At 72.5% G+C, this 25,003-nt stretch carries 24 protein-coding genes; 7 read left to right on the top strand and 17 right to left on the bottom strand.

All coding sequences use genetic code 11. The features are described from left to right. Positions 1-36: 36 nt before the first annotated feature. From ACFXPK_RS05135 to ACFXPK_RS05115, 5 genes are all read left to right on the top strand, one after another. Positions 37-507 carry a MarR family winged helix-turn-helix transcriptional regulator gene (locus ACFXPK_RS05135; RefSeq protein WP_385071776.1) on the top strand — a complete coding sequence of 157 codons (471 nt, stop codon included), beginning with the start codon at positions 37-39 and terminating at the stop codon, positions 505-507. After that, entirely contained in the window at positions 504-2,561 is a 2,058-nt protein-coding gene (locus ACFXPK_RS05130; RefSeq protein WP_385071773.1) for an MFS transporter, read from the top strand. The genes ACFXPK_RS05135 and ACFXPK_RS05130 overlap by 4 nt, the downstream gene beginning before the upstream one ends. A 197-nt stretch (positions 2,562-2,758) precedes the next feature. Next, complete coding sequence (locus ACFXPK_RS05125; RefSeq protein WP_385071771.1) at positions 2,759-3,904, top strand: anion permease; 1,146 nt, start codon at positions 2,759-2,761, stop codon at positions 3,902-3,904. Positions 3,905-3,917: 13 nt separating this feature from the next. Beyond that, entirely contained in the window at positions 3,918-4,169 is a 252-nt protein-coding gene (locus tag ACFXPK_RS05120) for a hypothetical protein (protein ID WP_385006499.1), read from the top strand. A 168-nt stretch (positions 4,170-4,337) separates the two neighbouring features. Continuing rightward, positions 4,338-5,312, top strand: coding sequence for an alpha/beta hydrolase (locus ACFXPK_RS05115; RefSeq protein WP_385071768.1), 975 nt, complete (start codon positions 4,338-4,340; stop codon positions 5,310-5,312). A gap of 164 nt (positions 5,313-5,476) precedes the next feature. Here the strand turns inward: ACFXPK_RS05115 and ACFXPK_RS05110 are convergent, their stop codons facing one another. The 16 genes from ACFXPK_RS05110 to ACFXPK_RS05035 form a co-directional block, all read right to left on the bottom strand. Further along, positions 5,477-6,862 (bottom strand): cryptochrome/photolyase family protein, encoded by a 1,386-nt coding sequence (locus ACFXPK_RS05110; RefSeq protein WP_385071765.1) that lies wholly within the window; start codon positions 6,860-6,862, stop codon positions 5,477-5,479. Between the two features lie 73 nt (positions 6,863-6,935). After that, the gene (locus tag ACFXPK_RS05105; RefSeq protein ID WP_385071762.1) at positions 6,936-8,465 is read right to left on the bottom strand and encodes an SDR family oxidoreductase; all 1,530 of its coding nucleotides are present in this window, start codon (positions 8,463-8,465) and stop codon (positions 6,936-6,938) included. A 111-nt stretch (positions 8,466-8,576) separates the two neighbouring features. Continuing rightward, positions 8,577-9,155: a DUF6390 family protein gene (locus ACFXPK_RS05100; RefSeq protein ID WP_385071760.1), complete on the bottom strand. Its 579-nt coding sequence runs from the start codon at positions 9,153-9,155 to the stop codon at positions 8,577-8,579. 135 nt (positions 9,156-9,290) lie between these two features. Then, entirely contained in the window at positions 9,291-9,485 is a 195-nt protein-coding gene (locus ACFXPK_RS05095) for a DUF6390 family protein (RefSeq protein ID WP_385071757.1), read from the bottom strand. Further along, the gene (gene hypE / locus ACFXPK_RS05090) at positions 9,486-10,478 is read right to left on the bottom strand and encodes a hydrogenase expression/formation protein HypE (protein WP_385004943.1); all 993 of its coding nucleotides are present in this window, start codon (positions 10,476-10,478) and stop codon (positions 9,486-9,488) included. Between the two features lie 119 nt (positions 10,479-10,597). After that, the gene (gene hypD / locus ACFXPK_RS05085; protein WP_385004929.1) at positions 10,598-11,701 is read right to left on the bottom strand and encodes a hydrogenase formation protein HypD; all 1,104 of its coding nucleotides are present in this window, start codon (positions 11,699-11,701) and stop codon (positions 10,598-10,600) included. After that, positions 11,698-11,994: a HypC/HybG/HupF family hydrogenase formation chaperone gene (locus tag ACFXPK_RS05080; protein ID WP_385004927.1), complete on the bottom strand. Its 297-nt coding sequence runs from the start codon at positions 11,992-11,994 to the stop codon at positions 11,698-11,700. The genes hypD and ACFXPK_RS05080 overlap by 4 nt, the downstream gene beginning before the upstream one ends. Before the next feature lie 49 nt (positions 11,995-12,043). Beyond that, positions 12,044-14,629 (bottom strand): carbamoyltransferase HypF, encoded by a 2,586-nt coding sequence (gene hypF, locus ACFXPK_RS05075; protein ID WP_385071753.1) that lies wholly within the window; start codon positions 14,627-14,629, stop codon positions 12,044-12,046. Positions 14,630-14,631: 2 nt separating this feature from the next. After that, a complete protein-coding gene (locus ACFXPK_RS05070) occupies positions 14,632-15,186 on the bottom strand; it encodes a hydrogenase maturation protease (protein ID WP_385004923.1) in 555 nt (184 codons plus the stop codon). Positions 15,187-15,277: 91 nt separating this feature from the next. Continuing rightward, positions 15,278-15,397: a DUF6893 family small protein gene (locus tag ACFXPK_RS05065; protein ID WP_385071750.1), complete on the bottom strand. Its 120-nt coding sequence runs from the start codon at positions 15,395-15,397 to the stop codon at positions 15,278-15,280. Then, a complete protein-coding gene (locus tag ACFXPK_RS05060; RefSeq protein WP_385071748.1) occupies positions 15,379-16,839 on the bottom strand; it encodes a hypothetical protein in 1,461 nt (486 codons plus the stop codon). Before ACFXPK_RS05060 ends, ACFXPK_RS05065 begins: the two co-directional genes overlap by 19 nt. Beyond that, positions 16,836-17,555, bottom strand: a complete 720-nt coding sequence (locus ACFXPK_RS05055; RefSeq protein WP_385071745.1) for a DUF6084 family protein — start codon at positions 17,553-17,555, stop codon at positions 16,836-16,838. Before ACFXPK_RS05055 ends, ACFXPK_RS05060 begins: the two co-directional genes overlap by 4 nt. After that, positions 17,552-18,235 (bottom strand): DUF5947 family protein, encoded by a 684-nt coding sequence (locus ACFXPK_RS05050; RefSeq protein WP_385071742.1) that lies wholly within the window; start codon positions 18,233-18,235, stop codon positions 17,552-17,554. The genes ACFXPK_RS05055 and ACFXPK_RS05050 overlap by 4 nt, the downstream gene beginning before the upstream one ends. Beyond that, complete coding sequence (locus ACFXPK_RS05045) at positions 18,232-19,269, bottom strand: NifU family protein (RefSeq protein ID WP_385071739.1); 1,038 nt, start codon at positions 19,267-19,269, stop codon at positions 18,232-18,234. The genes ACFXPK_RS05050 and ACFXPK_RS05045 overlap by 4 nt, the downstream gene beginning before the upstream one ends. Continuing rightward, entirely contained in the window at positions 19,262-21,034 is a 1,773-nt protein-coding gene (locus ACFXPK_RS05040; RefSeq protein WP_385006170.1) for a nickel-dependent hydrogenase large subunit, read from the bottom strand. The genes ACFXPK_RS05045 and ACFXPK_RS05040 overlap by 8 nt, the downstream gene beginning before the upstream one ends. A gap of 29 nt (positions 21,035-21,063) precedes the next feature. Further along, on the bottom strand, positions 21,064-22,119 hold the full coding sequence (locus ACFXPK_RS05035) for a hydrogenase expression protein HypE (protein WP_385006168.1): 1,056 nt from the start codon (positions 22,117-22,119) through the stop codon (positions 21,064-21,066). A 174-nt stretch (positions 22,120-22,293) separates the two neighbouring features. Here ACFXPK_RS05035 and ACFXPK_RS05030 point away from each other — a divergent pair, with 174 nt between their 5' ends. Continuing rightward, complete coding sequence (locus tag ACFXPK_RS05030; RefSeq protein ID WP_385006166.1) at positions 22,294-22,623, top strand: hydrogenase maturation nickel metallochaperone HypA; 330 nt, start codon at positions 22,294-22,296, stop codon at positions 22,621-22,623. A 4-nt stretch (positions 22,624-22,627) separates the two neighbouring features. Beyond that, entirely contained in the window at positions 22,628-23,437 is an 810-nt protein-coding gene (gene hypB, locus ACFXPK_RS05025; RefSeq protein ID WP_385071735.1) for a hydrogenase nickel incorporation protein HypB, read from the top strand. Positions 23,438-23,819: 382 nt separating this feature from the next. Here hypB and ACFXPK_RS05020 read toward each other — a convergent pair whose 3' ends face one another. Continuing rightward, positions 23,820-24,812 carry an LAETG motif-containing sortase-dependent surface protein gene (locus ACFXPK_RS05020; RefSeq protein WP_385071732.1) on the bottom strand — a complete coding sequence of 331 codons (993 nt, stop codon included), beginning with the start codon at positions 24,810-24,812 and terminating at the stop codon, positions 23,820-23,822. Positions 24,813-25,003 lie beyond the last annotated feature (191 nt).

The raw sequence follows: 25,003 nt of genomic DNA, 5'->3' as shown, positions 1-25,003 counted from the left end.
TTGGCGAAGTTACTTGTGCGGTTTTACCGTGAGGGCATGACCGAGAACCCCGGGCCGCAGCGCTCCGCCGCGACCGCGCAACGCCTCAACGACGCGATGAAGCGGCTCCGCGCCCGGCTGCGCGTGGAATCGGGGCAGCACGCCACCGGTCTCACGCTCACCCAGCTCGGCGTGCTGGCCGGTGTCGTACGGGAAGGCCCTGTCACCGCGGCCCGGCTCGCCGCGCTGGAGCATGTCAGTGCGCAGTCCATCGCGCAGAGCCTGGCGGTGCTGAAGGCCGCCGGGCTGATCCACGGCGAGCCGGACCCGGGGGACGGGCGCAAGAAGCTGATGAGTGCCGATCCGGCCGCGACCGCGCTCGTCGAGAGGCTGCTCGCGGGGCGCGCCGCCTTTCTGGCGCGCGCCATCGACCAGGTCGTCGCGCCCGACGAGTGGGAGGACATGGAGAAGGCCGTCGAGCTGCTGGAGCGTCTCGCCGCTGCCGACCCGGGCGACGGCGCCCCATGAGGGCGGCCGCCGTACGGACCGGTTCCACGGCGGACAGCCCCGGCGACAAGCCCTTCGCCTGGACCTTCACCGCCCCGCTGTATGTGGGCGCGGCCCTCAACCCGGTCAACAGCTCCATCATCGCGACCGCCCTGGTGCCCATCTCCGCCGAACTGCACGTCTCCGTGGGCAGCACCGCCGTCCTGATCTCCTCGCTCTACCTGGCCAGCGCCGTCGCGCAGCCCACGGCGGGCAAGCTGGCCGAGGTGCTGGGACCGCGCCGGATCTTTCTCTCCGGCATCGTGCTGGTCCTGTTCGGCGGGCTGGTGGGCGGCCTCGGCCAGGATCTGGCGACGCTGACCGTCGCCCGGGTACTGGTCGGGATCGGCACCTCGGCCGCCTTCCCCTGCGCGATGGTGCTGATACGGCGCCGCGCCGAGGAGGCCGGCCTGGACGCGCCGCCCGGCGGGGTGCTCGGCGGTCTCGCGGTCGCGGGCATGGCCACCGCCGCCGTCGGCCCGCCGCTCGGCGGGCTCCTCGTGGGCGCCGCCGGCTGGCGGTGGGCCTTTCTGATCAACATCCCGGTCACCGTGATCGCCCTGGCCATGGCGCTGCGCCGGCTGCCCGCGGATCCCGGGCCCGACCGCGCGCGCCGCGGCTTCCGTACCGTCGCCGACCGGATCGACCTGCCCGGCATCCTCGGCTTCGCCGGATCGATGAGCGCGCTGGTCGTCTTCCTGACGGGCCTGCCCCGGGTGGAGTGGGCCGCGCTCGCCGTCTTCGTCCTCGCCGCCGTGCCCACGGTGGTGTGGGAGCTGCGGAGGACCGCCCCGTTCTTCGACTTCCGCGGCCTCGCCGCCAACGGCGCCCTCGCCCGTACCTATCTGCGCCAGGCCCTCACCCTGCTCGGTGTCTACTCCGTGCTGTACGGCCTGACGCAGTGGATGGAGGCCGCGCACGGGATCTCCACCGTGGAGGCGGGGCTCCTGCTGCTGCCGATGGGCGCCGTGTCCGCGCTGCTCTCGCGGCCGATCGCCGGCCGTAATCTGGTGCGCGGACCGCTGATCGCCTCGGCGGTGACCATGCTGCTCGGCTCCGTCGGGATCATGCTGCTCACCTCGCACAGTCCGGCGATCGCGCTCGTCCTGGTGTCGCTGGTCTTCGGCGTCACCTCCGCCACCACCACGGTCGGCAACCAGACCGCCCTCTACCTCGCGGCGCCCCCCGACCGGATCGGCACCGCCTCCGGTCTCTTCCGGACCTTCGGCTACCTCGGATCCATCGTCTCCGCCGTGATCGGCGGCATCGTCTTCCGCGACGGCGTGACCGACCACGGGCTGCACGTCCTCGGCATGGTGCTGGTCGCGGCGGGCCTCGCGGTCCTGCTGCTGACCCTCCTCGACCGACGGCTGATGGGCCGCGGCACGCCCCACCCCACCGGCGCGGAACCCCACCACCCCCACCAAGGAGCACCCCACATGAGCACCACCGCCCCGTCCGCCCTCGTCCCCGCGCGGACCGCCCTGCTGGCCATGGACTTCCAGAACGGGATCGTCCCGCGCGCCCCCGGCGCCGACGCCCTCGTCGAGCGGGTCGCGGGCGCCATCGCCGACGTCCGCGCCGCGGGCGGCACCATAGGCCACGTCCGTGTCGCCTTCACCGAGGACGACTGGGCGGCGGTCCCCGGCACCAACGCGTCCTTCAGCGCGGTCTCCGAGGCGAAGACGCTGCACCACGAGGACACCGCCTGCCGGATCGACGAACGGCTCGCACCCGAGGACGGCGACATCGTCGTACGCAAGGTCCGGTACGGCTCGTTCTCCACCACCGATCTCCACGAGCGGCTGAGCGACCGCGGCATCGACACCCTGGTGCTCACCGGCATCAGCACCGGCGGTGTCGTCCTGTCCACGCTCATCGACGCCGCCGACCGTGACTACCGCCTCTATGTCCTGTCCGACGGCGTGGCCGACCCCGACGCCGAGACCCACCGGGTCCTGCTCGACAAGGTGTTCCCGTCCCGGGCCCAGGTCATCGACACCGCCGAACTGCGCGCGCTGCTGCCGTACGCCTGACGCGGGGACCGCTCACCGCCCGGCGGGTCGGCAGGGCCGGCGCTCCGGGAGCCCCGGGCGGCGGGTCGGCCATCCGTTCCTCCTTCCGGGCCCCGCGGGGTCCCAGGGGCGAGGAGGCTGCGCCGTTGGTGGGAAGCCTGAGACGTTCTCGCTGCGCCCGGTGAACGGGGTCCACCGGCTGCGGTTGTATCCGTCGGATGGACCACATCACGTTCCTTGTGGCTGCAGTGATCTTGACCGCTCTCGTGTTCGACTTCACCAACGGCTTCCACGACACGGCGAACGCGATGGCGACCTCCGTCGCCACGGGGGCGCTGCGCCCGAGGTACGCCGTCCTGGTCAGCGGCGTGCTCAATCTCGCGGGCGCGTTCCTGTCGACCGAGGTGGCCAGGACGATCTCCAACGGCATCGTCAGCGACAATCTGGTCACCCCGGCCATGGTGTTCGCCGGGCTGATCGGCGCGGTCCTGTGGAATCTGACGACCTGGCTGCTGGGGCTGCCGTCCAGTTCCTCGCACGCGCTCTTCGGCGGGCTGATCGGAGCAGTGTGGGTGGGGGCAGGACGGGCGGGGGTCCACTTCGACCAGGTGATTGACAAGATCATCCTTCCGGCGATCGCCTCGCCGCTGGTGGCGGGGCTCGCGGCGCTGCTCTCCACCACGCTCGCCTACCGGCTGACGGCCCGGGGCCGGGGGTCCTCGGTCGACCGCGGTTTCCGGCTCGGCCAGATCGCCTCCGCCTCGCTGGTCTCCCTGGCCCACGGGACCAACGACGCCCAGAAGACCATGGGGGTCATCACGCTCACCCTGATCTCCGTCGGCGCGCTCGCCCCCGGTTCGGGGCCGCCGCTCTGGGTCATCGTGTCCGCCGGGCTGACGATCGCCCTCGGCACCTGTCTGGGCGGCTGGAGGATCATCAGGACCATGGGCAGGGGCCTCACCGACATCAGGGCGCCGCAGGGCTTCACGGCGGAGTCGTCCTCCGCGACCGTGATCCTCACCTCGGCCCACCTGGGCTTCGCCCTCTCCACCACCCAGGTCTGCTCCGGCGCCATTCTCGGCGCCGGCCTGGGCCGCAAGCTCGCCGAAGTGCGCTGGGGGGTCGCCGCGCGTATCGCCATCGCCTGGTGCGTGACCCTGCCCGCCGCCGCGGCCGTCGGCGCGCTCGCCGCGGTCATGGTCGTCCACGGCGGCACGATCGGCACCGTCCTCGTCGCCCTGGTCGCGTCCTCCGTGGCGGCGTTCATCGTGGTCGTCTCCCGCCGGCACCCGGTCACGGCCCGCAATGTGAACGACGCGCACACCGTGACCCTGAGCTCGGACACCGCCCGAGCGAAAGTCTGAGAGGGCGGACCACATGGCTCCCAACTGGAGCAGCCTGGGCGAAGTGGCCCTCATCGGCGTCGGCGCCACGGTCGGGATCGTGACCGTGTTCTCGCTGGGCGTCCGCGCCCTCGCGCCCCCGGGGACCCCCCGCGTGGGCACCCCCTCCGACCGCGCGGCACAGCCGTCGGCCCTGCTGAGGAAGGCGGTCGCCGCGCTGTGCTTCACGGCCTGCGCGGGAGCCGTCGTGTACGGCCTCTACCTGATGGTTCCGGCACTCCACTGACCTCCGCCCGTACCCGTACTCCGGTGGCCGGGCGCCTCCGGAGTACGGGTACGGGGCGCCGCCCGTGATGCGTGCGGCAGGCGGACGCGTAAGTCTGGAAGGCGACGCCGGGGGACCGGCGCCGTCGGCCCTCCCGCGCCGGCGGCTCCTCATACGTGGAGGTACAGCATGAAGGCACAGCCCCCGCCGCCCACTCCCGCACTGGAGCCCGCGGCGAGAGAACTGGCCGAGGCCACCGCGGCCCACCCCCGTATCTACGAGGTCCCTCCCGCGCAGGGACGCGACCTCCTCGCCGGCCTCCAGACCGGCGAGGGCGTGGACCGGCCGGGCGTCGACGAGGAGTGGATCACCGTCGACGCCGGTGCATGGGGCACCGTACGGGTGCGCGTGGTCAAGCCCGCGCACGCCGGGGGGCCCCTGCCCGTGATCTTCTACATCCACGGTGCCGGCTGGGTCTTCGGCGACGAGAACACCCATGACCGCCTCGTACGGGAACTGGCCGTCGGCGCGGGCGCGGCGGCGGTGTTCCCCGTCTACGACCGGGCCCCCGAGGCCCGGTACCCCACCCAGATCGAGCAGAACTACGCCGTCGCCCGGTGGGTCGTCGCCCAGGGCGCCGCGCACGGGCTCGACGCCTCGCGCATGGTGGTCTGCGGCGACTCCGTCGGCGGCAACATGTCGGCGGTTCTCGCGCAGATGGCCAAGGACCGCGGAGACGTCCCTCTCGCCGCGCAGGTGCTGCTCTACCCGGTCACCGACGCGAACTTCGACACCGCCTCCTATCTGCAGTTCGCCGAGGGCTACTACCTCACCAGGGACGGCATGCTCTGGTTCTGGGACCAGTACACGACCGACGACGCCCAGCGCGAGGAGCGTTACGCGTCCCCGCTGCGCGCCTCCGTGGACGACCTCAGGGGTCTGCCCCCGGCCCTCGTGATCACGGACGAGGCCGATGTGCTGCGGGACGAGGGCGAGGCGTACGCGGCGCGTCTGCGGGAGGCCGGGGTCGCGGTCACCGCCGTGCGCGTGCTGGGCATGGTGCACGACTTCCTGATGCTCGACAGCCTCCGCGACTGCCACGCCACACGTGTGGCCCGCGGGATCGCCGTCGCCGCGATCAAGGAAGCGCTCCACGGCGGCTGACGGCACGGCCAAGCGGCCCGGGGGCCGCCGCCGTGCGCCGCTGCCGCCGTCTACGGGTGTACGGCCGCTTCCCGCGCCGGGCCGGGCAGGGCGACCGGGTACTCCGCTTCCGGTCGCTTCCGGCCCCGCGACGGCCCGGGCGACAGCCGCCGCCCGCGCGGCGCTCAGCTCCGGCCGCGGGCCTGCTTGAACCGGGCCAGCCCCTCCGACAGTTCCACCAGGGGCTCCGGATAGTCACCGGGCGCGTCCCGCGCCGCGCGCCCGCGTGCCTTCCACGGTTCGTGGATCGCGCCGCCGTCGATCCCCCGCAGTTCGGGCACCCAGCGCCGTACGTACGCGCCGTCCGGGTCGTACCGCTTCCCCTGTGTCACCGGGTTCAGTACGCGATTGGGGCGGCTGTCCGTCCCGGTGCCCGCCATCCACTGCCAGTTGAGCTGATTGTTCGCGATGTCGCCGTCCACCAGCAGGTCCAGGAAGTGACGGGCGCCGACGCGCCAGTCCACGTACAGCGTCTTGACGAGGAAGCTCGCGGTGAGCAGCCGCCCCCGGTTGTGCATCCACCCCTCGTGGCGCAGTTGCCGCATCGCCGCGTCGACCACCGGATAGCCGGTGCGCCCCGCCTTCCACGCCTCGGTCTCGGCCTCCGTCGACGCGTCGGCGCGCCACCGGTCGTGCTGGGTGCGGTAGTCGTCATGGGCCGCCGCCGGGCGGGCCGCCAGGACCTGGTGGTGGAAGTCCCGCCAGCAGAGCTGCCGTACGAAGGCGTCCGCGCCGGGGCCGCCCGCCGACCGGGCCCGGTGGACCAGCTCGGCGGAGGAGAGGGTGCCGAAGTGCAGATGGGGCGAGAGCCGCGAGGTGGCGTCGCCCGCCATGTCGTCGTGCAGGTCCTCGTACCGGGCGAGCCCCGAACGGCGCCAGGCCGCCAGACAGCGCCGCGCCGCGCGCTCCCCGCCCTCGGCGAGCCCCTCCGAGACACCGCTGACCTCCGCGCGCGACGGCAGGGCGTCCGACCCGACGTCCCGCGGTACGCGTACGGTGCGCGGCGCGGCGAGCGGGTCCCGGATCCTCTCCTGGGACCACCGCCGGAAGTACGGCGTGAAGACCGCGTAGTGGTCGGCCTTCGAACCCGCCGGGGTGACCGCGCCCGGCGCCACGGCGGTCACCACGGCGTCGTGCGCGTGCAGCCGGCGCCCGTCGGCCTCCAGGGCCTCGCGCAGCCGCTCCTCGCGCCGTACCGCGTACCGGCTCACACCGGCCGTCAGATACACCTCCCGCGCCCCCGTCGCGGCGGCGACCCGGCAGACCTCCTCGGCCACGTCACCCGACCTGATCACCAGCCGGCCCCCGCGGTCCCGCAGCTCCGCGTCCAGGTCGCGGAGGCAGTCCGCGAGGAACGCCCGGCGGTTGGGCGCGCCGAAGCCCAGCTCCTCGATGCGCCGGTCCCGCACGAAGAGCGGGACCACCTCGTCGGCCGAGGCGAGCGCCGCGCGCAGGGCCGGGTGGTCGTGCAGACGCAGATCGGAGGTGAAGAGGACGACGGCGACGCTCATGCTGCTCCTGTTTTCAGGGTGCCGGACGGACGGGTTTTACCCCGGTCCCGGCGGGGGCCAGTGGGTGCAACGGTCACCGGGACGGCACGGACACGGCCTGCGCGGGTTCCGTCACCTGGTCCGCCGCGCGGGCGATGTTGCGCGCCATCCCGCCGAAGACCAGGGCGTGGAAGGGGGAGACGCTCCACCAGTAGGCGTGCCCCAGCAGCCCGCGCGGGTGGAACAGAGCGCGCTGGCGGTAGCGGGAACCGCCGCCCTCCCCTTCCACCACGTACATCTCCAGCCACGCCAGACCCGGCAGCCGCATCTCGGCGCGCAGCCGCAGCAGCCGTCCCGGTTCGATCTCCTCGACCCGCCAGAAGTCCAGCGAGTCTCCCACGCGCAGCCGTTCGGCGTCCCGGCGGCCCCTGCGCAGCCCCACCCCGCCGACCAGCCGGTCCAGCCACCCCCGGACCGCCCAGGCCAGCGGGAACGAGTACCAGCCGTGGTCGCCGCCGATGCCCTCGACGACCCGCCACAGGGCCCTCGGGGAGGCGTCCACGTCCCGCTCCCGCACATCGGCGTAGAGACTGCCACCGGCCCAGTCGGGGTCGGTGGGCAGCGGATCGCTGGGCACCCCGGGAACCGACGCCGAGGACCACCGGGTGGTGACCTTCGCCTCGCGCACCCGCTGGAGGGCCAGCGCGAGCGCCCGGTCGAAGGAGATGGGCCTGCCGGGCACATCGGGGACATGGTGCGCGATGTCGTGCTCCCGGCAGACGACCTCGTAGCGCAGCGACTCCGCGAGCGGCCGCGCGATCGACCGGGGGACCGGGGTGACGAGGCCGATCCAGTGACTGGACAGCCGGGGCGTCAGCACCGGGACGGGCACGATCAGCCGGTGCGGCAGCCCGGCGGCCCGCGCGTACTGCTGCATCATGTCGCGGTAGGTGAGGATGTCCGGGCCGCCGATGTCGAAGACGCGGTTCACGTCCTCGGGCATCCGGGCGCTGCCGACCAGGTAGCGCAGCACGTCGCGGACGGCGATCGGCTGGATCCGCGTCGACACCCAGCTCGGGGTGACCATCACCGGAAGGCGCTCGGTGAGGTAGCGCAGCATCTCGAAGGAGGCCGAGCCCGAACCGATGATCACCGCGGCGCGCAGCGCGGTCGTCGGTACGCCCGAGTCCAGGAGGATCCGGCCCACCTCCGCGCGGGAGCGCAGATGCGGCGAGAGCTCGTCCACGGGGATGTCGTCGGGGGTCAGCCCGCCCAGGTAGACGATGCGGCGTACGCCCGCGGCCCGCGCCCGCTCGCCGAAGATCCGCGCCGCCGTCCGGTCCGTCTCCTCGAAGCCCGGCCCGCCGGCGAGGGCGTGGACCAGGTAGTAGGCGACGTCGATCCCCTCCATCGCCGCGCCGACCGAGGCCGCGTCGGTCACGTCCCCCCGGACGATGTCGACCTGCCCCGCCCACGGATGGTCCCGCAGCTTCTCCGGCGTACGGGCCAGACAGCGCACCGCGTGGCCCGCCTCCAGCAGCTCGGGGACGAGGCGCCCGCCGATGTACCCCGTCGCTCCTGTCACCAGGCAGCGCAGTCCTGCCCCGGTCTCCTCGGTTCCCATGGCGCCTCCGTATCGGCTCGTACCCGTACTCCCACCGTGGACGCACCGGGCGCATTCCGCTTCCGGACACGCCGAGGACCGGCGTGAGGACCGGCGTCGTCCGCGCGGACGTCAGGGGAGGCGCGCCAGCCCCAGGGCCGTGAGCTGGCGTACCTCCGTCGACTCGACACGCGCCGCCTGCGGCGCCGTGAGGACGTCGCACACCCAGTCCCAGTGCAGCGCCACCACATCACCGGGGGCGAGCCCCGGGAGCAGCGACCTGCCCCCCGCCGACCAGCGCACGGACTCCCGTACGGGTGCCCCCGGGGCCAGATGCGTCCCCGTCCAGCGCAGCGGGCGGGACTCGACGGTGGCGCTCCCGCCGCTGACCGAGCGGACCACACCCGTACGGATCCGGCACCGGTCGAGGACGGAGAGCGCCGTCGGGGTGGCCGGGGTACGCAGCAGAGCGGCCCAGGGGTACACGTCGAAGACCTGGAAACTGTGGTGCGCCAGGGCGCGGTCGGACGCCTCGCGCCAGGTACCGCCCTGCTGGCCGGCGAACCGGTCCCGCAACCGGTCCAGCAGGGCGTCCGGGGTGGTCAGGTCCAGGAGTTCGTTGCCGATCCAGTACGCCACCGGGGTGTGACGCGGGGCACGGAGGGGGGCGAGGGGCGCCCGGCCCGCGCCCTGCTCTGTGTGGGAACTCACGCCCCCCCCACCCCGGCGCGGGCCGCGCGGCGCCCCACCACCCCACCCACCCCCGCACGCGCCGCGCGGGGGGGGGGTTCTGGTCCTGTTGTCTGTGGCCCACACCCCCCCCCCCCCCCCACACGACCTCCTCGCTCATCCCCGGAGCCCGGCCCGTTCGGCGAGCAGTTCGAGGTAGCACCAGGCGCCCTCGAACCGGCGGGCGTGCCGCTCGATGCCCGCCGGCTCCTCCGGACGCAGCAGCGCCCCGGAGTCGGCGGGCCCGCAGTAGCCGAGTTCGTTGGGCGGGTAGGCGTACCGCGCGAAGAGGAGCGCGCCCCGTTCGCTCATTCAGCAGATCCTCGGCAACTGCTCACCGACCGGGAGCCCGACCACCCGGGAGCCGCCGAGGCCGGTCCGCGCCACCACCATGCCGGGGTGGTCGGCCACACAGGTGCCGATGCGGCGGGCTCCCCGGCCCAGCGGGTGGGCGGTGAGCGCCGCGAGGATCCGGTCGGCGGCCTCGGCCGGGACGACGGCGATCAGCTTGCCCTCGTTCGCCACCTGGAGCGGGTCGAGCCCGAGCAGGCTGCACGCGTCGCGCACCGTCTCCGGTACGGGCAGCTCCCGCTCGACGAGTTCGACACCGACACCCGAGGCGGTGGCGATCTCGTTCAGCGAGGCCGCGACCCCGCCGCGGGTGGGGTCGCGCAGCACATGGATCCCGGCGCCGGTGGCGATCATCGCGGCGACCAGGCCGTGCAGGGCCGCGGTGTCGCTCTCCACCGCCGTACCGAACTCCAGTCCCTCCCGGCAGCTCAGCACCGCGATGCCGTGCACCCCGATGTCGCCGCTGATCAGTACGGCGTCACCGGGCGCCGCGCGGTGCGGGCCGATGTCGACACCCTCGGGGATCACACCGATCCCCGAGGTGTTGACGTACACACCGTCGCCGCTGCCGCTGTCGACGACCTTGGTGTCCCCGGTCACCAGCCGGACCTCCGCCGCCCGCGCCGCCGCACCCATGTCCTGGGCGATCCGGCCGAGTTCGGTCAGCGCGGTGCCCTCCTGGAGGATGAACGCACAGGACAGGAAGAGCGGTACGGCGCCCGACATCGCCAGGTCGTTGACGGTCCCGTTGACCGCGAGGTCACCGATGGAGCCGCCGGGGAAGAACATCGGCTTCACCACGAACGAGTCGGTGGAGAAGGCGAGCCGGGTGCCGTCCCCGACGGTGAGCACGGCGGAGTCGCCGAGTTCGGAGGACGCCGCGGAGCCGTACGCCGGGAGGAACAGGTGCTCGACCAGTTCGGCCGACATCGCCCCGCCGCCGCCGTGCCCCATCACGACCGCGGGGGTCTCCCGCAGCGGGACCGGGCAGGACCAGCCCTCGAAGTCCAGCCCGGCGCCGGTCTCCAGGGGGAGCGCGACGGCGGGGGCGGGCACTTGGTTCTTCGTCTCAGTCACTTCGCATCGACCAGTTCCAGTCGGCGGTACGTGTAGTACGCGGCGCAGGCGCCCTCGGAGGAGACCATCGTGGCGCCCAGCGGGACCCTCGGGGTGCACTCCTTGCCGAACGCCGGGCACTCGTGCGGCTTGATCAGCCCCTGAAGGACCTCCCCGGACCGGCAGAGCGAGGACTCGGCGGTACGGATCTCCGCCACGTCGAACCGCGCCTCGGCGTCGAACTCCCGGTACTTCTCGGCCAGTCGCCAGCCGCTGGCGGGGATCGTCCCGATACCGCGCCAGGTCCGGTCGGTGACGTCGAAGACGTCCCGCAGCATCTCCATGGCGGGCAGGTTCCCCTCGGCGCGTACGGCGCGGGGGTAGGCGTTCTCCACCTCGTACCGGCCCTGCTCGTACTGGAGGACGGTCCTGCGGACGCCTTCGAGGATGTCGAGCGGTTCAAAGCCGGTGACGACGATGGGGACCCGGTACTTCTCCGCGAGCGCCGGGTACTCCGACGTCCCCATCACACTGCACACATGCCCGGCTGCCAGGAACGCCTGGACACGGCAGGTGGGGGACTCCATGATGGCGGCGATCGCGGGCGGTACGAGGACGTGCGAGACCAGCAGGGAGAAGTTGCGCACCCCCAGACGGTGTGCCTGGTGGACCGTCATGGCGTTGGCGGGGGCCGTCGTCTCGAAGCCGATGCCGAAGAAGACGACTTCCCGGTCGGGGTTCTCGCGGGCCAGCTTCAGCGCGTCGAGCGGCGAGTACACCACCCGTACGTCACCGCCCGCGCTCTTCACGGTGAACAGGTCCTGGCTGCTGCCCGGCACCCGCAGCATGTCGCCGAAGGAGCAGAAGATGACCTCGGGGCGGGCGGCGATCGCCAGCGCCCGGTCGATGATCTCCAGCGGGGTGACACAGACCGGGCAGCCGGGGCCGTGGATCAACTCGATCCGATCCGGCAGCAGTTGGTCGATGCCGTGCCGGATGATCGAGTGGGTCTGGCCTCCGCAGACCTCCATCATCGCGAGCGGGCGGGTGGAGGCCGCGTGGATCTGCTCCAGCAGCCTTTCCGCCAGTTGGGGATCGCTGAACTCGTCGAGGTACTTCACCGGTCGGTTCCTTCCACCGCGTCACGCTGTCGGGCGGCCAGTTCGAAGCCGTCGCCGAACTCCTCCTCCAGGAGTCCGAGCTTCTCGAAGTTGGCCAAGGTCTCCTGGGCCGACTTCTCGTCGAGTCGTTGGATGGCGAAGCCGACATGGACGACGACGTACTCGCCGACCGCCGCGTCGGGTACGTACTGGAGGCAGACCTCCTTGCGCACACCGCCGAAGTCGACCTCCGCCATCAGGGCGTCGTCGACCTCCGCGGTGCGCAGGACGCGCCCCGGAACTGCCAGACACATGGTGTCTTCCTCACTCTGCGGGCCATCGGGTGGATTCGGGGGAGTGGTGTCAGCCGCCGGACGCCGCGACCAGCAGTTGGCCGAAGGCGAGACCGCCGTCGTTGGGCGGCAGCAGACGTGGACGCAGCACGGTGAAGTCCCGCTCCTCAAGGGCGCGTTGTGTGGTGTCGAGCAGGACGGCGTTCTGGAAGACCCCGCCGCCCAGCGCCACCACCCCGAGCCCGGTCCGCGTCCGGCACAGGTCGGCGAGGTCCGCGGTGAGCCCGGCGACGGCCGTGTGGAAGCGTGCCGCGATCAACTCCGGTGCGACGCCCGCCCGTACGTCGGAGACCACCGCGCGGATCACCGGGCCGGGGTCGGCGAGGACCGGCTCGCCGGGGCCCGCCGCCGCCCGGGTGCCGAAGGCGTAGGCGTTCCCGGCGGGCTCCGGCGGCGCCGCGCGCGCCAGCCCCTCCAGCGCGATCGCCGCCTCCGCCTCGTACGCGACCTCGTGGACGACCCCCGCCAGCGACGCCACCGCGTCGAAGAGCCGGCCCATGCTCGATGTCGGCACACAGCCGAAGTCCGTCGCGAACTGGTGGGCCAGCACGCGCTGTTCGGCGAGCGGGCAGGCCGCCACGGGCGGCAGCTCCGGGTCCCAGGTGACACCGGCGGCCCGCAGATGCGCGAGCGCCATCCGGTAGGGCCGCAGCACACTCGCGTCGCCGCCCGCCAGCGGTACGTACGCCAGATGCGCGGCCCGCTGGAACGACTTGTAGCCCGCGATCAGCACTTCGCCGCCCCACACCGCGCCGTCGCCGCCGTGCCCGGTGCCGTCGTAGGCGAAGCCGATGACGCTCTCGCCGGGACTCAGACCGTGCTCGCCCATCACGGACGCGATATGCGCGTGATGGTGCTGCACGGTACGCACCGCCCGGCCCCTGGCGTGGGTACGGGCCCAGACTCCGGAGCGGTAGCCGGGGTGCCGGTCGGCCACGAGCTGTTCGGGCTCGACACCGGTCAGCAGCCCCAGATGGTCGGCCGTGAGGGTGAGCGCCTCCACCGTGGAGAGGTCGTCCAGATCGCCGATGTGCTGGCTCACCCAGGCGTACCCGCCCTCGCCCACGGCGCAGGTGTTCTTGAGATCGGCGCCCGCCGCGAGCAGCGGCGGGACCTCGAAGGGCAGCGCGAGGGGGAGCGGCGCGTACCCCCGCGACCGGCGCAGGGGCAGCTCGGCGCCGGCGACGAACCTGCTGACCGAGTCGTCGCACGGCACCCGGATCGGCCGGTCGTGCCGCAGCCACGCGTCGGCCAGCGGCGCCAGCTCCGTCAGCGCCCGCGCGTCGTCGGTGACGATCCGCTCGCCGGAGCGGTTGCCGGACGTCATCACCAGCGCGTCGGGGCCGGGGGCGTCGCCGTCGAGACCGAGGAGGAGAACGTGCAGCGGGGTGTACGGCAGCATCAGACCGAGATCCGGGCTGCCGGGCGCCACGGCCCCGGCGATCCCCCGTCCGGCGGCGGGCGTACGGCGGGGGAGCAGCACGATCGGCTTGCGCGCACCGGTGAGCAGCGCCTTCCCGCCCTCGGTCAGGGTCACCAGCTCCTCGGCGACACCGAGGCCGGCGACCATGACGGCGAAGGGCTTGCCGCCCCGGTCCTTGCGCCGGCGCAGCCGGGCGACCGCCGCCTCGTCGCGGGCGTCGCACGCCAGGTGGTAGCCGCCGAGCCCCTTGACCGCGACGATCCGGCCCTCGGCGAGCAGCCGCCGCGCCGCCCGCAGCGCCTCCTCGCCGTGGAGCGGTGCGCCGCCGTCCCCGGTGAGCAGTTCGAGACGCGGGCCGCAGGCATGACAGGCGATCGGCTGCGCGTGGAACCGCCGGTCGCGCGGATCCCCGTACTCCGTACGGCAGTCCGGGCACATCTCGAACGCCGCCATGGTGGTCGCCGCGCGGTCGTAGGGCAGACCGGTGACGATCGTGAACCGGGGCCCGCAGTGCGTACAGGTGATGAAGGGGTGGCGGTGGCGCCGGTCGGCCGGGTCGCGCAGTTCGGCCAGGCAGTCCTGGCAGGTCGCGATGTCGGGGGAGACCAGGGTGCGGGCCCGCTCGCCCGTGCGGGAGTCCTCGATGGTGAACCCGGCGCCGCCGCACGGCGCGAGCTCCGTCTCCGCGACGGACTCCACGACCGCGAGCGGCGGCGGCCGCTCCCGCAGCAGCCGGCCGAACTCGTTCACCGCCCCGGGTTCGCCCTCCACCTCGGCGAGCACACCCGCGCCGGTGTTGGACACCGAGCCGACGAGGGCCAGCTCGGCGGCGAGGACATAGACGAAGGGGCGGAACCCCACACCCTGGACCACACCGCGCACCTCGAACCGGCGCCGGACACGGGGCTGTTGAGGTGCCGGAACCTCCGCCGTACGGGGACGGGCACCGCTGCCCATCATCTCCAGCCCCGCCAGCGCCTCCGCCGCCTTCGCCTCGTCGATGACCTCCAGGGCGAACCCCATGTGCAGCAGCACCCAGTCACCTACGGCCGGGGGGGTGTCGAGCATGCCGACATTGACCCGGCGCCGGGCGCCCTCCACATCGACGAGGGCGAGCTGGCCCGCGTATCCCTCGACGGTCTCCACGACCCGCCCTGGAATGCCGAGACACATGTTCAGGACCTCCGAGGCCGGTCGGACGCGGATGTGAGGGCGGAGCCGGGCTCCGGTGACACCGGGGACGAGGGCGCGGGTCCGGTGGCCGGCAGCCGGTGGAGCAGCGTCCGCACCGCCGCCACCGCCCGGGGGACGGCGGCGGCGACCGCTTCGCTGAGACCGATGCCCTCGTCGACACCGGCGGGCGTGCAGCCCACGAGGTGAGTCAGCGGGAGAGTACCGCCTAGTTGGTCCAGATTCGCCAGCACCGCGACCGGATTCATGCCATGTGCGTCGAATTCACCCGTACCGAGGTCGTCCGGTCCGATCTCCAGCACCGTCAGCTCGCCGGGCTCCCCGCCGCCCGGGTACGCGTCCACCAGCACCAGCGCGTCGTACCCGTCGAGCAGGTCGTACGCGAGGTGCATGCCCCGGATCCCGTAGTCGGTGATCCGGACTCCTGCGGGCAGCGGCGGCCCGGGCTCGGCGGCGAGCCGCCGTACGACCTCGGGGCCGAACCCGTCGTCGCCCAGGAAGAGATTGCCGATGCCCGCGACGAGCACGCCCCGGGTCATGCGGGCGTCCCGGCCCGGCGGCGTACGGCCCGCCGCGCCGAGGGAGCGCCCGGCCGGGGTGCCGGACGCTCCTCCCGCTCACGCGGCGCGCTCACATGGAGCGCATTCTGAGGTACCTGCGGATGTCGGGGATCGAGCGCACGCCGACGGCGACGACGGCCGCCGCCAGGACGGCGGCCACACCCGTGGTGATCAGTCCGAGGGATCGCACGATGGGTTCTCCTTCCGGAACTCCGGTGACAGGGGATCGGGGACGGTACGGCCAAAACCGCCGACGGGCAGCGGTTCCAGCTCCTCGGGGGCGAAGTAGAAGTAGCGGCCGTACCAGTCGTGCAGATCGGCCGCCGGGTCGTCGACGAGGACGAGGGCGACATGCACCGCGCCGTCCACGTCCGAGAGCACGGCCGTCACCCGTGCCACCTGACCGTCGAAGAACAGGTCCTGCGCGTCGGCGCGACGGGCCGGACGCACCCGTACGAGACTGCCCCGCGCGACCTCGACCCCGTCGATCACCACATGGTCGGACCCCGGCGACACGGCCTCGTCCGCCGCCGGGTCCCACCAGGGCACGCCGCCCGTGTCGAAGGCGGCGGGAGCGGCGTTCCGCGCGTCGGTGTCGGCGGCAGGGGCCGGGGCGTGGGGGTCGCGCAGCAGACCGTGGAGGCGCTGGAGGTCCCCCGGTGACATCGCGTCACAGCGGTCGATGATCTCGCGGGCGCGGGGATCGGTGGCGCGGGCCTCCGCCTTCTCCCGGTCCGTCATCGTCATCACCCGCAGCGTCAGGATCTCGTCGATCTCCGTCGAGTCGAAGAGGGCGCCCGCGCTCTGTTCGGCGATCTCCGGGTGGTCGTAGAGGATGATCGGCGCGCCCATCACCGTGTCCGTGGAGCCCTTCGCCCCCGCCAGGACCGGCCAGCAGCGGTGCTGCGCGCACCGGGCCGCCGCCCCGGCCGCGGCCTCGGGGGGCTCGCGCAGCGAGACGAAGCTGGCGCCGCCGGCCTGGAGGAGCAGATGCGTGCCGATCAGCGAGACGCGGATCGCCGCGTCCTTCCCCGCGACGGTCCCGGCGTGCTCGTTCTCCACCGAGACCGACAGCCGCAGGAATCCGTCGTCCTCCGTGACCCGGGTACGGACCCGGGCCGCCAGCGGCTCACGGCGCCGTACGAGGGAGCCGACCGTCACCCCGTCCGGGTCCGTCAGGGGCTCGGTCTCCTCGCCCCCGGGAACCCTACGGAGCTGATCGCTCTCCCCGGTCAGCGGGAGCGACCCCAGGTCGATCTCCCGCTCGACCGCCTCGTCCCAGCTCAGCACCGCCGTACCGGCCACGACGAGTTCACCGACGGGGACATGACGGCCGTCCTCGGCCAGCCGGCGCACCTCGCGCACCTGGTGCTGGAGGAAGCGCAGCCGCACCGTCACCTCCGCCGGTCCCGGCGCGCCGTCCGGGACCGCGAGCAGGCACTCCATCGCCATGCCGGGCTCCTCGGCGAAGCTCCCGGGCGTCGCGGAGGGCGGCCCGAGCACACCGAACTGCCAGCGGGAGCGGTTCTTGTGGGCGCTGGCGCGGTACGGGTACAGCAGGTAGCCCTCGTACAGCACCGCGTCGGCGACCTCACGCACCCGGTCGAGGCCTACCGGAGCCGTCCCGGTCACCGGACCACCTCGTCGAGATCTCCGGAGGCGGCAGCGGCGCACACTCCCGCGCCCGTCTCCGCCCCCGCGCCGGCCAGCAACGTACCCACCGTCTCGTCCCAACTGATCAGCCCGCGTCGCTCACGGAAGTCCGCGAGCGCGGCGAGCATGTCGTGATCCAGCCTGATCCAGCCGGAGTGCGGGAAGTGGTACCCGATCAGCCGCCGCCACACCGCGACCGGCAGGTCGTAGCGCGCCTCACGGTCCCAGGGCACCTGACGCACCCCGAGCCCCGAACCGCCTTCGGCGCCACGGGCGAAGACGGTGCCCGAGAACAGCAGACTGACCGGTACCGTCCCGTCCGCGCCGAGCGCGTGCAGATAGCGGGAGCCGACGACGTCGAAGTCGTAGGTGCAGGGCAGCGCGAGATCCACCTCGGTGGCACCGGTGAACCCCTGGACCGTCGTGTTGCACTGCATCCACAGGAACGGCCGCAGTGTGTCCGACCACCGCTCTCGCTCGCCGAACAGGCCCCGCAGACCGTCCTGTTCGGCCTGGTCGTACGGGCGGCGCTGCGGTTCGACGCGGACCTGGCAGCGCAGCACGATCGCGTGGACCGGCTCGCCGGAGCCGTCCTCGATCCGCAGCCGTACGGTGAGCTGCGGGGCCGCGCTGTACGGCTCGGCGACGATGTTGCGTACGGAGAACTCCAGGCCGGGCGGATCGGGAAGGCTCATGAGGACCCCTCCGCGGCGGCCGGCTCGGGGCGCGCGGGCCTGCTGCGCGCCCCGACCCGCTCGAAGAACGCGTCGATGGCGCCGTGCGCCTCCTGGCCGCCGTCGAAGCCGCGCCACAACGTGCGCAGCCGGCCGACCAGTTCGTAACACGCGTCGATGGGCACCAGATGGCACGAGGCCCGCTCCTCGCCCTCGCCCGGTCCGGGACGGCGTACGAGCAGCGCCTCCACATCGGGGCGCACCACCGCCAGTTCGGGAACGGCGGCCACCAGCGTGGTCCAGCCGTCGAGCGGCAGTTCGGACTCCGTGGCGCCGGCAGGCCCCGGGTAGAACGCGACGGTGCGCTCCTGCGCGGAGTTGCGGAACAGGAAGGCCAGCCCCACCGGGATCCCGAACTCGTCCCAGGTCCGCGCGGAGAGCGGGAGCCCGTCGAAGCTCAGATACCGCTCGGGCACGGCGCGGTAGCGCAGCCGCGCCCCGTCCTCCGTGAACAGCAGGTAGCAGGCGCGGCAGCAGCACATCAGGCCCCGGCTCTCCAGGTTCACCACGTGCTGGTGCTCCTCGCCGACCGGCGCGGCGCACATGTCGCACCGTTCGCCGGTGACGGGCGCCGGGCGGTCGCGGGTGAGCCGCAGCAGGGTGGCGGCCGGGGACCGGGAAGGGCCCGTGGGCGCGCTCATGGCGCGACCGCGGGCGCGCACGGCACGGCGACCGAGACCGAGGCCCCGTCCGCCAGCACGGGCAGGGGGTCCAGATGCGCGCCGTCGGCGTCCGGGTCGAGACAGGCACCGGCCCGCCGTACGTCGTAGTGCGCGCGACACGCCGAGCAGCGCAGCACTCCGTCCTCCGCGCCGCCGCCCAGCCGCCGGGCCAGCGTCGCGCCCCTCATCGGCTGTTCGCACCGGGCGCACCGGTCGCGGAAGGCGAACACATCGGCGCCGATCCGGCAGGCCACCACCGGGAACCCGGCGGCGCTCAGACGCTCGACCCCGCCGGACTCCAGGGCGAGCAGCTCCGGGACGGGCTGCCAACTGGCCGCCGTACCGCCGGAGTCCGCACCGGATCCGGAGTCCGCGGCGTCGCCGCCACCGGCGTCCGCGCTGTCCTCACCCGGCTCGCGCAGCCGCGCGAACAGCGTCTCCACCGGCAGCAGCGGACCCGGTGCGTCCGGGGTCCCCGCCGCCTCCTCCACCTCGATCGTGGTGATCTCCGGCGCCGCCGCCTCCACCGCGCCCCGTACGGCGAGCGCGAGTGTGGCCGACGAGGACGGGCAGCCGTCGCAACTGCCCAGCAGCCGCAGCCGTACCACCCCGTCCTCCGTGACGCCGATCAGCTCCACGTCGCCGCCGTGCGAGCCGAGATACGGCCGTACGCTCTCCAGCGCGTTCTCGATCCGGGTCTCCACGGTGTACGGGTGGAGCCCGTGCACCAGCAGCACACCGGAGACCAGTTCGTCACCGGCCAGCGCGGCCAGCACCGTCTCGCCGAGACCGCCGTGCTCGTGGACGAGATCGAGCAGCCGCTCCAGTCCGGCGCCGTAGAAGTCGGTGACCAGGCGGACCAGTTCCTCACCGCGTTCGCGTGCCGCCGGGCCGCCCGCCGCGCCGGCGGAGATCAGGGCGTCGATACGCTCCCCGGTCGTCCGCCAGCTCTCGGACGGCGCCGGCTCGCGCGTCCCCCGCCGCTCCGTCTGCTCCTCCACCACGTCACTCACTGCCCGCGGACTGCGTGGGCGAGTGCAGCAGCTCCAGCTTCTTGCCCTCACCGAGGTACATGTGCACCCCGCAGGGCAGACAGGGGTCGAAGCTGCGCACGGTGCGCATGATGTCGATGCCCTTGAAGTTCTCCCGGTCGTTCTCCTCGAAGATGGGCTGGCCCTGCACCGCGTCCTCGTAGGGCCCGGGCGTCCCGTAGCTGTCGCGCGGGCTCGCGTTCCACGGGGTCGGCGGGTACGGGTGGTAGTTGGCGATCTTGCCGTCCCTGATCACCATGTGGTGCGAGAGCACCCCGCGTACGGCCTCGGTGAAGCCGCAGCCGATGCCCTCCTCCGGTACCTCGAACTTCTCCCACGTCTTGGTGCGGCCGGCCCGGATCTCCACGAGCGCCTTCTCCGCGAAGTGCAGCGCGCAGGCCGCCGCGTACGCCTGGAAGTAGGTGCGCGCCCGGTTGCGCTCGATGGTGTTGCTCCAGCGCGGGACGTGCCACTCGAACTCGACGGGGCCCTTGGTGGCGGTCTTGGGGAGGTTGATCCGCACGCTCCTGCCCGTGGCCTTGATGTAGCCGATGTCGACCAGGCCCGCCAGGGCGGTCGTCCACAGCCGGGCGAGCGGTCCGCCGCCGGTGTCGAGCGCGAGGTACTCCTTGCCGTCGAACCAGCGCGGCGACATCACCCAGCTGTACTTGTCGCCCAGATCGCGCTTCTGGGGCTGCGGGTTGGTGTGCTGGTTCCACGGGTGCCGCCGGTCGACCGGGTTGCCGAGCGGATCGTGGGTCACGAACATCTCCTGCTCCTCCCAGTCGTTGTAGTACGACGAGCCGAGCAGGATGCGGATGCCCAGGTTGATCTCCACGAGGTCGGTGGTGACCAGCTTGCCGTCCACGACGACGCCCGGGGTCACGTACATCTTCCGGCCCCAGTCGGTCATGTCCCGGTAGGCGAAGTTGCAGTGCTCCGGGTCCTGGAAGGAGCCCCAGCACCCCAGCAGGATCCGGCGGTTGCCCACCTGCTCGTAGCCGGGCAGCGCCTCGTAGAAGAAGTCGAAGAGGTCGTCGTGCAGCGGCACGACCTTCTTCATGAACTCCACGTAGCGCTGGAGACGGGTGAGGTAGTCCGTCATGAGCTGGATGGTCGCGACCGTGCCCACACCGCCGGGGTAGAGCGTGGAGGGGTGGACGTGGCGCCCCTCCATCAGGCAGAACATCTCGCGGGTCATCCGGCTGACCTGAAGGGCCTCGCGGTAGAACTCGCCGGTGAACGGGTTCAGCGCGCGCATGATGTCGCCGATGGTCCGGTGCCCGTGGGCGTCCGCGTGCGGCGCGGGGGTGCGGTTGGCCTGTTCGAGGACGCCGGGGTTGGTCTCGGCGACCATCTTCTCGCAGTAGTCGACCCCGACCAGGTTCTCCTGGAAGATGTTGTGGTCGAACATGTACTCGGCGGCCTCGCCGAGGTTCACGATCCACTCGCCGATGTGCGGGGGCTTCACGCCGTACGCCATGTTCTGCGCGTAGCAGGAGCAGGTGGCGTGGTTGTCACCGCAGATCCCGCAGATCCTGCTGGTGATGAAGTGGGCGTCGCGCGGGTCCTTGCCCTTCATGAAGACCGAGTAGCCGCGGAAGATCGAGCTGGTGCTGTGGCACTCGGCGACGGTCTTCTGCTTGAAGTCGATCTTCGTGTAGATGCCCAGACTCCCGACGATACGGGTGATGGGGTCCCACGCCATCTCCACCAGATCGTCTCTGCCCTGGCTCGTCGTCGTCATGAGGCCGCCTCTTTCTCCTTTTCGGTGCGTTACCAGGTGCGGGTGGCGCCGGTGGTCAGTTTCCGGCCGCGGGTACGCCATTTGGGTTCGCGGTCGAGGGTGTGCGTGGTGATGCTCCGCAGGCGGCGCATCGTCGAGCCGTACAGTCCGACGGCATTCGTGGAGAGCTTTCCACCCGGCGGCTCGTCCATGAACGGCATGAATTTGTCGGGGAATCCCGGCATGGTGCAGCCGATGCAGATTCCGCCGACGTTGGGGCAGCCGCCGATACCGTTCATCCAGCCGCGCTTGGGCACATTGCATTTCACGGTCGGACCCCAGCAGCCCAGTTTGACGATGCACTCGGGCTGCCCGTACTCCGTCGCGAAGTCGCCCTGCTCGTAGTAGCCCGCCCGGTCGCACCCCTCGTGCACCGTACGGCCGAACAGCCACGTCGGACGGAGCGACTCGTCGAGGGGGATCATCGGTGCCTGGCCGGTGGCCATGTAGAGGAGATAGGTGAGCGTCTCCGACAGGTTGTCCGGCTGGATGGGGCAGCCGGGGACGCACACGATCGGGATGCCCGCCTTCGACTTCCACTCCCAGCCCAGGTAGTCCGGCACGCCCATGGCGCCGGTGGGGTTGCCCGCCATGGCGTGGATACCGCCGTACGTGGCGCACGTACCGACCGCGACGATCGCCGTGGCCTTGGGCGCGAGCCGGTCGAGCCACTCACTGGTGGTCATCGGCTGCCCGGTCGCCGGGTCGTTGCCGAAGCCCGACCAGTACCCCTCCTCGTGCAGTTTCTCGTTGGGGATCGACCCCTCGACCACCAGGACGAACGGTTCGAGTTCGCCCCGGTCGGCCTTGAAGAACCACTCCAGGAAGTCGTCGGCGCCGCCGGTGGGGCCGCACTCGAAGTCGATGAGCGGCCAGTGCACGGCGATCTGCGGCAGACCCGGCAGCGCGCCGAGCGCGATTTCCTCGATGCTGGGCTGCGTCGCGGCGGTGAGCGCCACGGAATCCCCGTCGCAACTCAGTCCCGCGTTGATCCACAGGACATGGATGAGAGTGTTCTCCGCTTTCACGGCTTCTTCTGTCGGCATAGCCCGCTGCCTTCCGGGATGGGACCGCCCGATTCCAGTGAGGGTGGCGACACTCACCTTGCTACCATCTAGAATCCGCCCGGTTGTTCTGTCAACACGAGATTGTTTCGGGTGACCATCCTTTCGCCTCGGCCGGACCGGTGCGAATGGGTGAGTACGGAAAGCTGGCCTTTGATGCATGAATTGTCAATCACCCGGAGCGTGGTCGACGCGGTGTGCGAACGCGCCGCGGGACGACCCGTGCGCACCGTCCGGATCCGTGTGGGCGCGCTGACCGCCGTGGTGCCCGACGCGATGCGGTTCTGCTTCGACCTCACCACCGCGGGCACGGTCGCGGAGGGCGCGGTGCTGGAGATCGACCAGCCCCCCGGAACGGCGCACTGCCGGGCGTGTGAGCGGGACTTCACCCTGGCCGATCTTGTATTGCTGTGTCCGTGCGGCAGCGCCGACGTGGATGTCACGTCGGGGCGGGAGCTGCAGATCGTCTCGATGAGAGTGGGCTGACCACATGTGCGGTACTTGCGGTTGCGTCGGCGGAAGCGGAGAGGACGGCGGGACGAGGATCGCCGTACCGCACACCCACCCGCACGGCCACGAACGGCTGCGTCCGGGTCACGGCCATGACCACACCGCCGTACGGGACCACCCGTCGGCCGTCGGGGGGAACGCCGGCGCCGGTGAGACCATCACCCTCGAACAGAAGGTCCTCGGCAAGAACGACGACCTGGCCGCGGGCAACCGCGCGTGGCTCGCGGAACGGGGCATCGTGGCCGTGAACATGATGAGTTCGCCCGGCGCGGGCAAGACCACCCTCCTCGAACGGACCCTCAGGGACTTCGCGGGGCGCCGTCCGGTCGCGGTGATCGAGGGCGACCAGGAGACGGCGCTCGACGCCGAGCGGATCCGCCGGGCGGGCGGCGCCGTCGTCCAGGTCAACACCGGCGCCGGGTGCCATCTCGACGCGGAGATGATGCGCGACGCGCTCACCGCGCTGGAGCCGGAGCCGGGCTCGCTGATCCTGGTCGAGAACGTGGGCAACCTGGTCTGCCCCGCCCTCTTCGACCTCGGCGAACGCAGCCGGGCGGTGATCATCTCGGTCACCGAGGGCACGGACAAGCCGCTCAAGTACCCCTACATGTTCGCCGCCGCCGACCTGGTGATCATCAACAAGACCGACCTGCTCCCGTACGTCGACTTCGACGTCGAGCAGTGCGCCACGTACGCCCGTTCGGTCAATCCCGAGCTGCGGGTGCTCACCGTCTCGGCGACCACCGGCGAGGGGATGGCCGCCTGGTACGACTGGGTCGCCCGCCCCTGATCACCGCACCGGCCGCGCCGACCGGACCGGCCCGCCGGTGGTGACGGACTCGATCGCCGCGCGGGCGGTGGACAGCGCCGCGCGGGCGTCGTCGCCGGTGACCGCCGGGGCGCGCCCGGTGCGGCCGTTCCCGGCGGGCCGTCGGCCAGGACGTCCCGCGCCTCACCCTGGAGACCGTTGCACGGGCGGTGGGCCGGATCGAGGGCGTCCCGGCCGGGAGACCGTGGTGGCCCGCGTCCCGTCATCCGTACGACCACGGCCGCGCCGCCCCGGGCGGAGTGACGCGCGGACCCCCGGCGCCCATGGCGCGACCCCCGCCCCTTCCCGGCCCGGGGACCGGGCGGGAGGAGGCGGGGGCCGGGAAGAAGACGGCGCGTGCGGGTCAGTTGCCCGCGACGGCCTTACGGCGACGGGTGACGATCACGACCGCGCCACCGGCGGCCAGCAGCACGGCCGCGCCCGCGGCGAGCGGGACGACATTGCCGCCACCGGTCTCCGCGAGGTCGCCACCGCCACCGGTGGACGCCTGGCTCGGCGTGTTCGGCGGCGTGGAGGTGTCCGACGCCGGCTCGGAGGCCTCCGGCGTGGGGGTGTCCGACCCGGGGGTGCCCGGCTCGCTGGTGGCGGGGGCCGGGGTGTCCGAGCCGGGCGTCGCCGGCTCCGACGGTGTGGCGGCGGGGGGCGTCGCCTCGGCCGGCGGCTCCTCGGGCGTGGACTCGCCCGTGGACGGCGTCGGGACCGGCGGGATCTCCTGCGCGGTGCAGTTCTTCGTGCCGCCGTTCCAGGCGGCGATCAGCTTGTCCTTGATGACCGAGCGGCTGGGTCCGATCGGCAGATCACCGTGCTCGAAACCGTCCTTGGCGTCCTTGAGACCGTCGTACTTGACCTTGCCGCGGTAGAGGTCGACCTGCGCGAAGCAGCCGACGTCGGGGAAGGCCACGTCCAGTGTGTCCTGGCCGCCCTGCTTGATGTCGACGGTGTCGAAGTCGTGGAAGACCTGCTCGCCCGAGGTCTCCCAGGTGGGGCCGTGGGTACGGTACGAGGCGAGCGAGACCGTGCAGTTCGCCGCGTCGGAGGCGGTGCGGACCTTGACGTGGACCTTGCCGTCGTCGGCCGCCTTGAGACTGATGTCGTCGACCTTGATCTGGGAGAACCAGTCGCGGCCGTCCAGCGAGAACTCACACTTGTCGGCGGTGGTGACCGGCGTGCCCGCGCCCGTTCCGGGCTTGTAGCCCCCGTGGTTGCCCTTGTCCCAGCCCTTGCCGCCGGGGCAGTCGGTGGCCCACGCGGAGCCGGCCGCCACGGTGGTGAAGGCCAGGGCGGCGGCGCCGACCCCGAGGAGGCGCAACGCGGTGACACGTCTCGTTCTGGCCATACGTTTCTCCATCTTGTCGCTTGGTGCCGCGCGTGATCCGGTCCCGCGCCTCGTGTGGCGCACCACAGGGGGTGGCCCGCCGCGCGCTGGAGCGGGGCAGGCCAAGGCGGGGGCCGGACCGGAGTGATTGGTCGCACACCGGCAGGGGGCTCGGTGGCATCACGCATGCTGCTGGGGCGTCTCCTTCCGTG

Origin of the sequence: Streptomyces sp. NPDC059142 (assembly GCF_042755665.1) — a bacterium.
Taxonomy (GTDB): domain Bacteria; phylum Actinomycetota; class Actinomycetes; order Streptomycetales; family Streptomycetaceae; genus Streptomyces.
This window is presented reverse-complemented; position numbering and strand designations above follow the sequence as displayed.

Bases quoted from the DNA above. Each gene is read 5' to 3' on its own strand.
- ACFXPK_RS05135 (WP_385071776.1), top strand. From the start codon at position 37: ATGACCGAGAACCCCGGGCCGCAGCGCTCCGCCGCGACCGCGCAACGC.
- ACFXPK_RS05130 (WP_385071773.1), top strand. From the start codon at position 504: ATGAGGGCGGCCGCCGTACGGACCGGTTCCACGGCGGACAGCCCCGGC.
- ACFXPK_RS05125 (WP_385071771.1), top strand. From the start codon at position 2,759: ATGGACCACATCACGTTCCTTGTGGCTGCAGTGATCTTGACCGCTCTC.
- ACFXPK_RS05120 (WP_385006499.1), top strand. From the start codon at position 3,918: ATGGCTCCCAACTGGAGCAGCCTGGGCGAAGTGGCCCTCATCGGCGTC.
- ACFXPK_RS05115 (WP_385071768.1), top strand. From the start codon at position 4,338: ATGAAGGCACAGCCCCCGCCGCCCACTCCCGCACTGGAGCCCGCGGCG.
- ACFXPK_RS05110 (WP_385071765.1), bottom strand. From the start codon at position 6,862: ATGAGCGTCGCCGTCGTCCTCTTCACCTCCGATCTGCGTCTGCACGAC.
- ACFXPK_RS05105 (WP_385071762.1), bottom strand. From the start codon at position 8,465: ATGGGAACCGAGGAGACCGGGGCAGGACTGCGCTGCCTGGTGACAGGA.
- ACFXPK_RS05095 (WP_385071757.1), bottom strand. From the start codon at position 9,485: ATGAGCGAACGGGGCGCGCTCCTCTTCGCGCGGTACGCCTACCCGCCC.
- hypE (WP_385004943.1), bottom strand. From the start codon at position 10,478: ATGGGGCACGGCGGCGGCGGGGCGATGTCGGCCGAACTGGTCGAGCAC.
- ACFXPK_RS05080 (WP_385004927.1), bottom strand. From the start codon at position 11,994: ATGTGTCTGGCAGTTCCGGGGCGCGTCCTGCGCACCGCGGAGGTCGAC.
- hypF (WP_385071753.1), bottom strand. From the start codon at position 14,629: ATGTGTCTCGGCATTCCAGGGCGGGTCGTGGAGACCGTCGAGGGATAC.
- ACFXPK_RS05070 (WP_385004923.1), bottom strand. From the start codon at position 15,186: ATGACCCGGGGCGTGCTCGTCGCGGGCATCGGCAATCTCTTCCTGGGC.
- ACFXPK_RS05055 (WP_385071745.1), bottom strand. From the start codon at position 17,555: ATGAGCCTTCCCGATCCGCCCGGCCTGGAGTTCTCCGTACGCAACATC.
- ACFXPK_RS05050 (WP_385071742.1), bottom strand. From the start codon at position 18,235: ATGAGCGCGCCCACGGGCCCTTCCCGGTCCCCGGCCGCCACCCTGCTG.
- ACFXPK_RS05040 (WP_385006170.1), bottom strand. From the start codon at position 21,034: ATGACGACGACGAGCCAGGGCAGAGACGATCTGGTGGAGATGGCGTGG.
- ACFXPK_RS05035 (WP_385006168.1), bottom strand. From the start codon at position 22,119: ATGCCGACAGAAGAAGCCGTGAAAGCGGAGAACACTCTCATCCATGTC.
- ACFXPK_RS05030 (WP_385006166.1), top strand. From the start codon at position 22,294: ATGCATGAATTGTCAATCACCCGGAGCGTGGTCGACGCGGTGTGCGAA.
- hypB (WP_385071735.1), top strand. From the start codon at position 22,628: ATGTGCGGTACTTGCGGTTGCGTCGGCGGAAGCGGAGAGGACGGCGGG.
- ACFXPK_RS05020 (WP_385071732.1), bottom strand. From the start codon at position 24,812: ATGGCCAGAACGAGACGTGTCACCGCGTTGCGCCTCCTCGGGGTCGGC.